The organism is Pseudoduganella guangdongensis, assembly GCF_009857475.1.
GTDB lineage: Bacteria > Pseudomonadota > Gammaproteobacteria > Burkholderiales > Burkholderiaceae_D > Rugamonas > Rugamonas guangdongensis.
The window spans coordinates 507547-514508 of record NZ_WWCJ01000001.1 but is presented as its reverse complement, the minus strand read 5'-3'; the positions used below and the strand labels follow the sequence as shown (position 1 = coordinate 514508).

The 6962-nt window shown below is 66.3% G+C and carries 7 protein-coding genes; 2 read left to right on the top strand and 5 right to left on the bottom strand.

What is annotated here, in order from left to right; genetic code table 11:
* The 5 genes from GTP41_RS02510 to GTP41_RS02490 all read right to left on the bottom strand — a co-directional run.
* The coding region (locus tag GTP41_RS02510; protein ID WP_161023955.1) for a sigma-54-dependent transcriptional regulator at window positions 1–1221 on the bottom strand (1221 nt) is incomplete at its 3' end.
* Window positions 1218–2867: a sensor histidine kinase gene (locus tag GTP41_RS02505; protein ID WP_161023954.1), complete on the bottom strand. Its 1650-nt coding sequence runs from the start codon at window positions 2865–2867 to the stop codon at window positions 1218–1220. The genes GTP41_RS02505 and GTP41_RS02510, both read right to left, overlap by 4 nt.
* A 12-nt stretch (window positions 2868–2879) precedes the next feature.
* Complete coding sequence (locus tag GTP41_RS02500) at window positions 2880–3125, bottom strand: PP0621 family protein (protein ID WP_161023953.1); 246 nt, start codon at window positions 3123–3125, stop codon at window positions 2880–2882.
* The gene (locus GTP41_RS02495; RefSeq protein WP_161023952.1) at window positions 3122–3925 is read right to left on the bottom strand and encodes a cytochrome C assembly family protein; all 804 of its coding nucleotides are present in this window, start codon (window positions 3923–3925) and stop codon (window positions 3122–3124) included. Before GTP41_RS02495 ends, GTP41_RS02500 begins: the two co-directional genes overlap by 4 nt.
* Window positions 3926–4019: 94 nt before the next feature.
* The gene (locus GTP41_RS02490; protein ID WP_161023951.1) at window positions 4020–4802 is read right to left on the bottom strand and encodes a M48 family metallopeptidase; all 783 of its coding nucleotides are present in this window, start codon (window positions 4800–4802) and stop codon (window positions 4020–4022) included.
* A 194-nt stretch (window positions 4803–4996) separates the two neighbouring features.
* On the opposite strand from GTP41_RS02490, the gene ffh reads away from it, so the two are divergent.
* Both ffh and GTP41_RS02480 read left to right on the top strand, forming a co-directional pair.
* Window positions 4997–6364, top strand: coding sequence for a signal recognition particle protein (ffh, locus tag GTP41_RS02485; RefSeq protein WP_161023950.1), 1368 nt, complete (start codon window positions 4997–4999; stop codon window positions 6362–6364).
* 181 nt (window positions 6365–6545) lie between these two features.
* Window positions 6546–6926, top strand: a complete 381-nt coding sequence (locus tag GTP41_RS02480; RefSeq protein ID WP_161023949.1) for an SWIB/MDM2 domain-containing protein — start codon at window positions 6546–6548, stop codon at window positions 6924–6926.
* Window positions 6927–6962: the final 36 nt, after the last annotated feature.

Here is a 6962-nt window from a genome sequence, read left to right as displayed (position 1 = left end):
CGGGGCGCCAGGCGCCGGCGAGGCGGCCGGCACCGCGGCCGGGGCGGCCAAGGCGGCGGGCGGCGCCACATGGCCGCCCTTGAGCGCCAGGTCCTCGGCCGAAATCACGCCATCGTTGGAGAACGCCAGCGCGCGTTCCAGGATGTTTTCCAGCTCGCGCACATTGCCCGGGAAGGTATAGCCCTTCAACACCTCCAGCACGCCCGGCCCCAGCACTGCCTTGTGCTCGAACGTGCCCAGGCGGCCCAGGATGGCGTCGATCAGCTCATCCAGGTCGTCCAGCCGCTCGCGCAGCGGCGCCAGGCGCAGCTCGATCACGTTCAGGCGGTAGAACAAGTCCTGCCGGAACAGGCCGTCCTCCACCAGTTTCTCCAGGTTCTTGTGGGTCGCGCTGATCAGGCGCACGTCGACCGGCTCTTCCGCCGTGGCGCCGATCTTGCGCACGCGCCGCTCCTGGATCGCGCGCAGCAGCTTGACCTGCATGGCCAGCGGCAGGTCGGCCACCTCGTCCAGCATCAGGGTGCCGCCATTGGCGGCCTGGAAGAAGCCGTCGCGTTCGTCGGCCGCGCCGGTGAAGGCGCCCTTGCGGTAGCCGAAGAACTCGGCCTCCATCAGCGCCTCGGGAATGGCGCCGCAGTTGACCGCGATGAAGGGCTTGTCGGCGCGCGAGCTTTGGGCGTGAATTTCACGCGCCGCCAGCTCCTTGCCGCTGCCGGACTCGCCGTTGATGGCGATCGGCGCCATGGAGCGTGCCAGGCGTGCGATCTGGGCCCGCAGCGACTGGATCGCCGCCGAGGTGCCGCGCAGGCGGCTGGCCGGCTGGCCGCGCACCGGCGCCGCCGCCGGCGCCGGCTCGTTCAGCCTGAGCGCCGACTGCACCAGCACCCGCAGCTGGTCCAGCTGCACCGGCTTGCTGACATAGTCGAAGGCGCCCGCCTTCAGCGCCACCACGGCGTTGTCGGCGCTGCCGAAGGCGGTCACCACCGCGACCGGCACGTTCTTGCCGCTGGCCGTCACCTCGCGCACCAGCTCCAGGCCCAGGCCGTCGGGCAGGCGCATATCGGTCAGCACCAGCTGGTACTCTTTTTCGGCAAACAGCTGGCGCGCGTGCTGCAGGGTTTCGGCGCTGTCCACGTCCAGCCCCATCTTCAGCAGGGTAATTTCCAGCAATTCGCGCAGGTCGGCTTCGTCGTCTACGACCAGGACACGTGGAGAGCTCATGTATTTTTAGCAAAGGTAATCACGAAGCGGCCGCTCGACTTGCGCGCGCCGCCCTCTGTCATGCCGGCGTCGAAACGGTGTTCGTAATCCAGCATGGCATCGTTATTCAAGCACAATTCGCGCGCCAGATACAGGCCCAGGCCCGTGCCCTTGCTCGAAGTGGTGTAAAACGGTTCAAACAGGTGGGCCCGCACCTGCGGCGAAATGCCGGGGCCGTCGTCCTGCACGTGCAATTCGAGCTGGCCGCCCGGCGTGGTCACCATGAAGACGCGGATGCTGGACGGGGTGCCGCTGGCGTAGCGCACCGCGTTGTTCAACAGGTTGATCAGCACCTCGCGCAGGTGCAGCGGGTCGAAGCGCACCGAGGCCTGGCGCAAGCCGCCCAGGCACAGGATCCGGCTGTCCAGCTTATGGGTTTCGTCGAACTCCGCCTTCAGTTCGTTGAGGAAGGCTTCCAGCTCCATCGGCTCGTGGTGGCTCTGCGCCTTGCGCGACAGCTGCAGGATGTCCTCCACCATGCGGTTCACGCGCGCCACATTGTCGCCGATGATCTTCAGCAGGCGCTTGTGGACCGGCGCCTGCAAGTCCTCCTCCAGCAAGGAGTTGGCGTGGCCGATGGCCGACAGCGGGTTGCGCACCTCGTGCGCGATGCTGGCCGTCAGGCGCCCCATGGAGGCCAGTTTCAGCTGCTGCGCCTTTTCCTCGATGCTGGTCACGTCCTCCAGGAAGATCACATTGCGCTCCACATCCAGGCCGGCCGTGTCGGCCGGGGCGAAGCGCAGCTTTAAATGCAGCGCCACATCGCGCCGCGCGCTCCAGGCGGCGATCAAGCCTTCCTGCGCCGGATCGCCATACGGCTTGATGGTGACGAAGCCGGTGGCCTGCACCGGGTCGGCGCGCCAGGCCTCATAGGCCGCCACCAGCGGCTGCAGCACGGCGCCCTCCAGCTTGGGCACGGGGCCGCCCAGCATTTGCTGCGCGGCCGGGTTGCTCATATAGACCGTGCCGTCCGGCCCCAGCACCAGGATGCCGTCGGCCGAATGCGAAATGACCAGGCGGTTGACCGCCTGCTGCACCCCGATCTCGATGCCGCGCTGGGCCGCCAGCTCCTCCTGCCCGATCAGGCGCGCCGCCATGCGGTTCACCACCAGCACCGCCGCGAACCAGGCAATGCCGTACAGGCCGGCCTGCACCATTTGCGACTCGTCCGCGACGATATAGGCCAGGTAGCTGCTGTGGGCCAGCATGAACAGGGTAGCCAGCGACGCGCAGAACAGCGCCAGCACCAGCGGCGCCAGGATGGCGCAGCCGGCCAGCGGGAACAGGTACAGGATGGCGAAGCCCGAGCGCATGCCGCCGGTGCTCATATACAGCAGGGATATCACGCTCAGGTCGCAGGCCACCTGCGACATCAGCTGCAGCATGAAATGGCGCCGCCAGCGGCTGGCCAGGGCCTGCAGGCCGGCGGCGGCCAGCAGGTAGGCGCCGCAGATTTCCACCGAGCTTTCGCGCGCCATGCCCTGGCCGGCGCTGAAGTACAGCAGCAGCACAATGGCGATGACAATGCGGGTGGCGCCCAGCGCCAGCAGCGAACGCCAGAACGTGTCGCGCGACGCGGCCGACAGGGAGTGGAGGCGGGCGAACACGCTGCGGCGGCCTTATTGCGGGGCGTGCGCCGCGCAGCAGTAATCGCGGCCGTTGGCCGGCACGTTCTCCGAGGCCGGGAAATGCACGCCGCAGTGGGCGCATTGCAGCATCTTCTCGGTGGCCGGCGGCGCCGGGCGCTGCGGCTGGCGCGGCGCCGGCTGGCCGCCCTGGCCGGGGCCGCCCATCTTGCGCAACTTGCTGCGGATGGCGGCGATTACCAGGATCGCCAGCGCAATCCAGAACAGGAGACGGGTCATGCCAAACCTCGATGTAACACTACTTCCATGACAAAACGGCTGCCGACATAGGCCAGCAGCAGGGTCGCAAAGCCCGCCAGCGTGAAGCTGAGGGCGGTCTTGCCGCGCCAGCCGCGGAACTGGCGGCCCGCCAGCAAGGCGGCAAACAGGACCCAGGACAAGAGGGTGAAGATGGACTTGTGGTCCCACTTCAGCGCGCGGCCGAACAGCTCCTCGGTGAACACGATGCCCGACAGCACGGTCAGGCTGAGCAGCACGAAACCCAGGGCGATCAGGCGGAACAGCAGCTTTTCCATGGTCAGCAGGGCCGGCAGCTGGTCGAGCGCCGTGGCCAGGATGCCGGGCCGGTCGCTGCGCGTATGCAGGCGCGACTCCTGCAGCGCCATCAGCACGGCATGGAAGGCCGCCATGGTCAGCGTGCTATAGGCCAGGGTGGCCACCGCGATATGCCAGCCCAGCATGGGCGAGCGGCCGGCGGTCTGGATCAGCGCGCCCGGAAAGCCGGCCTGCAGCGCCACCGCCAGCGCCGCCACCGGCATCACGATGCGGCGCAAGCCGTCCAGCGGGAAGTTGCGGTTTTCCAGCCAATAGGCGCCGACCGAGATCCACAGCGCCGACGACAGCATGGTGGCAAAGCCGATGCGCAGCGAGCCGGGCACCATGACATCGCTCCACAGCGCGACGCCGTGCAGCAGCCAGGCGCCGGCCGTCAATGCGGCAATCGGCACAGCCTTGCGGGAGGGAAGGAAACCACAAACCAGGTAAAGCAGCGTTGCTGCAATCAGGAAGTAAATTTGCATCCAGTAAGTTTAACTGCAAATTCGGGGTCAGGTCTGACAATCGGACATTTCTGCCGAGCAGAAATGTCCGATTGTCAGACCTGACCCCGAATGATTAACGGGCGGCGCGCTCGCGCAGCTGGGCCAGGCGTTCGCCGCTCAGCGGATGCAGGGCCAGGTGGGGGTGGTGCATGCCGTCCTGGGCATGCAGCGCTTGCGGCGCTTCCTGCAGGCTGCGCAGGGCCAGGCCGTTGTGTTCCAGCAGGTCGGCGGCATAGGCGTCGGCTTCCACTTCGGCCTGCTGCGCCCAGGCCAGCTGCGGCGCCAGGGCCGCGCTGCGGGCCACCAGCCAGTCCATGTCGCCGCTGACCATGCCGGCGGCGGCCGGCAGCAGGGCTTCCTGCACCAGGCGCTTCAGCATGTGGCGTCGTTGCAGGTGGCCCAGTTCGTGCGCCAGCACGGCCAGCACGGCGGCGTCATCCGGCAGGGCTTGCACCAGGGCGTCGTCCACGATGATGTCGCCCGACGGCAGGGCGAAGGCAACGGCGCGCGCATGGCCGGAGCGGAACAGCAGGCGGTGCGGCGGCGCGCCCTCGTGCGGCGCCTGCAGGCTGGCGAAGGCGCCGGCCAGGCGCTGCTGCTGCGGCAATGGCAGCCGGCTTGGCTGCAGGGTGTGGATGTCCAGTTCGCGCAGCATGCCCTGCCCCAGGCGCACTTCCTGCGCCGGCGTCATGGCCGCGGCCAGTTGCGCGGCCAGCAGCGGGCGCGCCAGCTGCCAGCCGGCCAGGCAGGCGCCGGCCGCCAGCAGCGCCAGCGCCATGCGCCGCCAGTGGCGCAGTACCCGCTGCCGGTGTGGCGCGGGGACGTCGATCAGCTCGGGGACCGCCAGCGTTTGCACAAAAACACCTCAAAAATTAACTTAACAACAAGATGCACGGCGATCCTGCCTCTTGTCAATAAGAAACTTTGTAAAAAGCATAAAGATGTGCACGGCAGTGACAATGTGTGAGCAATGCAGCGCCCTGCCGCCGGCCCCGGCTCCTAAGGTAGAATGGCGGGATTTTCCGCTTCTATCTAATTAGTAGGCCATCCATGCTAGACAACCTGACCCAGCGCCTTGCCAAAGTCGTCAAGACGATGCGCGGCGAGGCCCGCCTGACCGAATCCAACACCGCCGAGATGCTGCGCGAGGTGCGCATGGCGCTGCTGGAGGCCGACGTGGCCCTGCCGGCCGTGCGCGAATTCATCGCCAAGGTCAAGGAAAAAGCCCTGGGCGAGGAAGTGATTTCCTCGCTGACCCCGGGCCAGGCCCTGGTGGGCGTGGTGCAGCGCGAGCTGGGCGCCCTGATGGGCGCCGACCTGGGCCCGGAAGCGTCGCAGCTGTCGTTCGCCCAGCAGCCGCCGGCCATCATCCTGATGGCGGGCTTGCAGGGCGTGGGTAAGACCACCACCGTCGGCAAGCTGGCCAAGTACCTGAAAGAGCAGAAGAAAAAGAAAGTGCTGACGGTGTCGGCCGACGTGTACCGTCCGGCCGCGATCGCCCAGCTGCAATCGGTGACGCAGCAGGTGGGCGCCGACTTCTTCCCGTCCACCGCGCAGGACAAGCCGGTCGATATCGCCCTGGCCGCGCTGGACTGGGCCAAGAAGCACCACCATGAAGTGCTGATCATCGACACCGCCGGCCGCCTCGGTATCGACGAGGAGATGATGAAGGAGATCGCCGCCGTGCACGGCGCGGTCAAGCCGATTGAAACCCTGTTCGTGGTCGACGCCATGCTGGGCCAGGACGCCATCAACACCGCCAAGGCCTTCAACGACGCGCTGCCGCTGACCGGCGTGGTGCTGACCAAGCTGGATGGCGATTCGCGCGGCGGCGCGGCGCTGTCGGTGCGCCACATTACCGGCAAGCCGATCAAGTTCGCCGGCGTCTCCGAGAAGCTGGACGGCCTGGAAGCCTTCGACGCGCAGCGCATGGCCAACCGCATCCTGGGCATGGGCGACATCCTGGCCCTGGTGGAGGAAGCGCGCAAGGGCGTCGACGAGAAGGCGGCGGCGGAACTGGCGGCCAAGGTCAAGTCGGGCGGCAAGTTCGACATGAACGACTTCAAGGCCCAGCTGGCGCAGATGAAGAAAATGGGCGGCATGGCCGGCCTGATGGACAAGCTGCCGGCCCAGTTCCAGCAAGCGGCGGCCGGTGCCAATATGGACCAGGCGGAAAAGCAGGTGCGGCGCATGGTCGGCATCATCGACTCGATGACGCCGCAGGAGCGCGCCAAGCCGGAGCTGATCAAGGCGGCCCGCAAGCGCCGCATCGCGGCTGGCGCCGGGGTCCAGGTGCAGGAGGTGAACCGCATGCTGACCCAGTTCGAACAGATGCAGAGCATGATGAAAAAGCTGTCCGGCGGCGGCATGATGAAGATGATGCGCTCGATGAAGGGCATGATGCCGGGCATGCGCTAAAGCGCATTTTCCCTATGGCGCAGTATCGCAAAAGCCTCCCTCGGGAGGCTTTTTTGTTGACTAAGCCATGTTTCCCCCAAAAAACCCCACAAAACACTTGCATAAGCTGCAAATCCCCACCAATATTAGCCGTGCGATTGTATTCCGCAATTTTCTATGTGTATGTTAAGGAGGCTCGAATATGGCAACAGCCAAGAAAGCAGCACCAGCAGCAGCAAAGAAAGCCGCCGCCAAGCCCGCAGCAAAAAAAGCTGCACCGGCAAAGGCAGCAGCCAAACCAGCAGCAAAGAAAGCCGCAGCACCCGCCGCACGCAAGCCTAACGCAGCCTTCATGAAGGCCATGACCCCATCGAGCGCCCTGTCCGCCGTGGTTGGTTCCGCCCCGCTGCCGCGCACCGAAGTGACCAAGAAAGTTTGGGACTACATCAAGAAGCTGAACCTGCAGGACGCCGCCAACCGCCGCATGATCAACGCGGACGACAAGCTGAAAGCTGTTTTCGGCGGCAAGGCCCAGGTCTCCATGTTTGAAATGACCAAGCTCATTTCCGACCACCTGAAGTAAGCTGCTTCCGGCTGTTGCAGCCATGCGAGAAAGCCC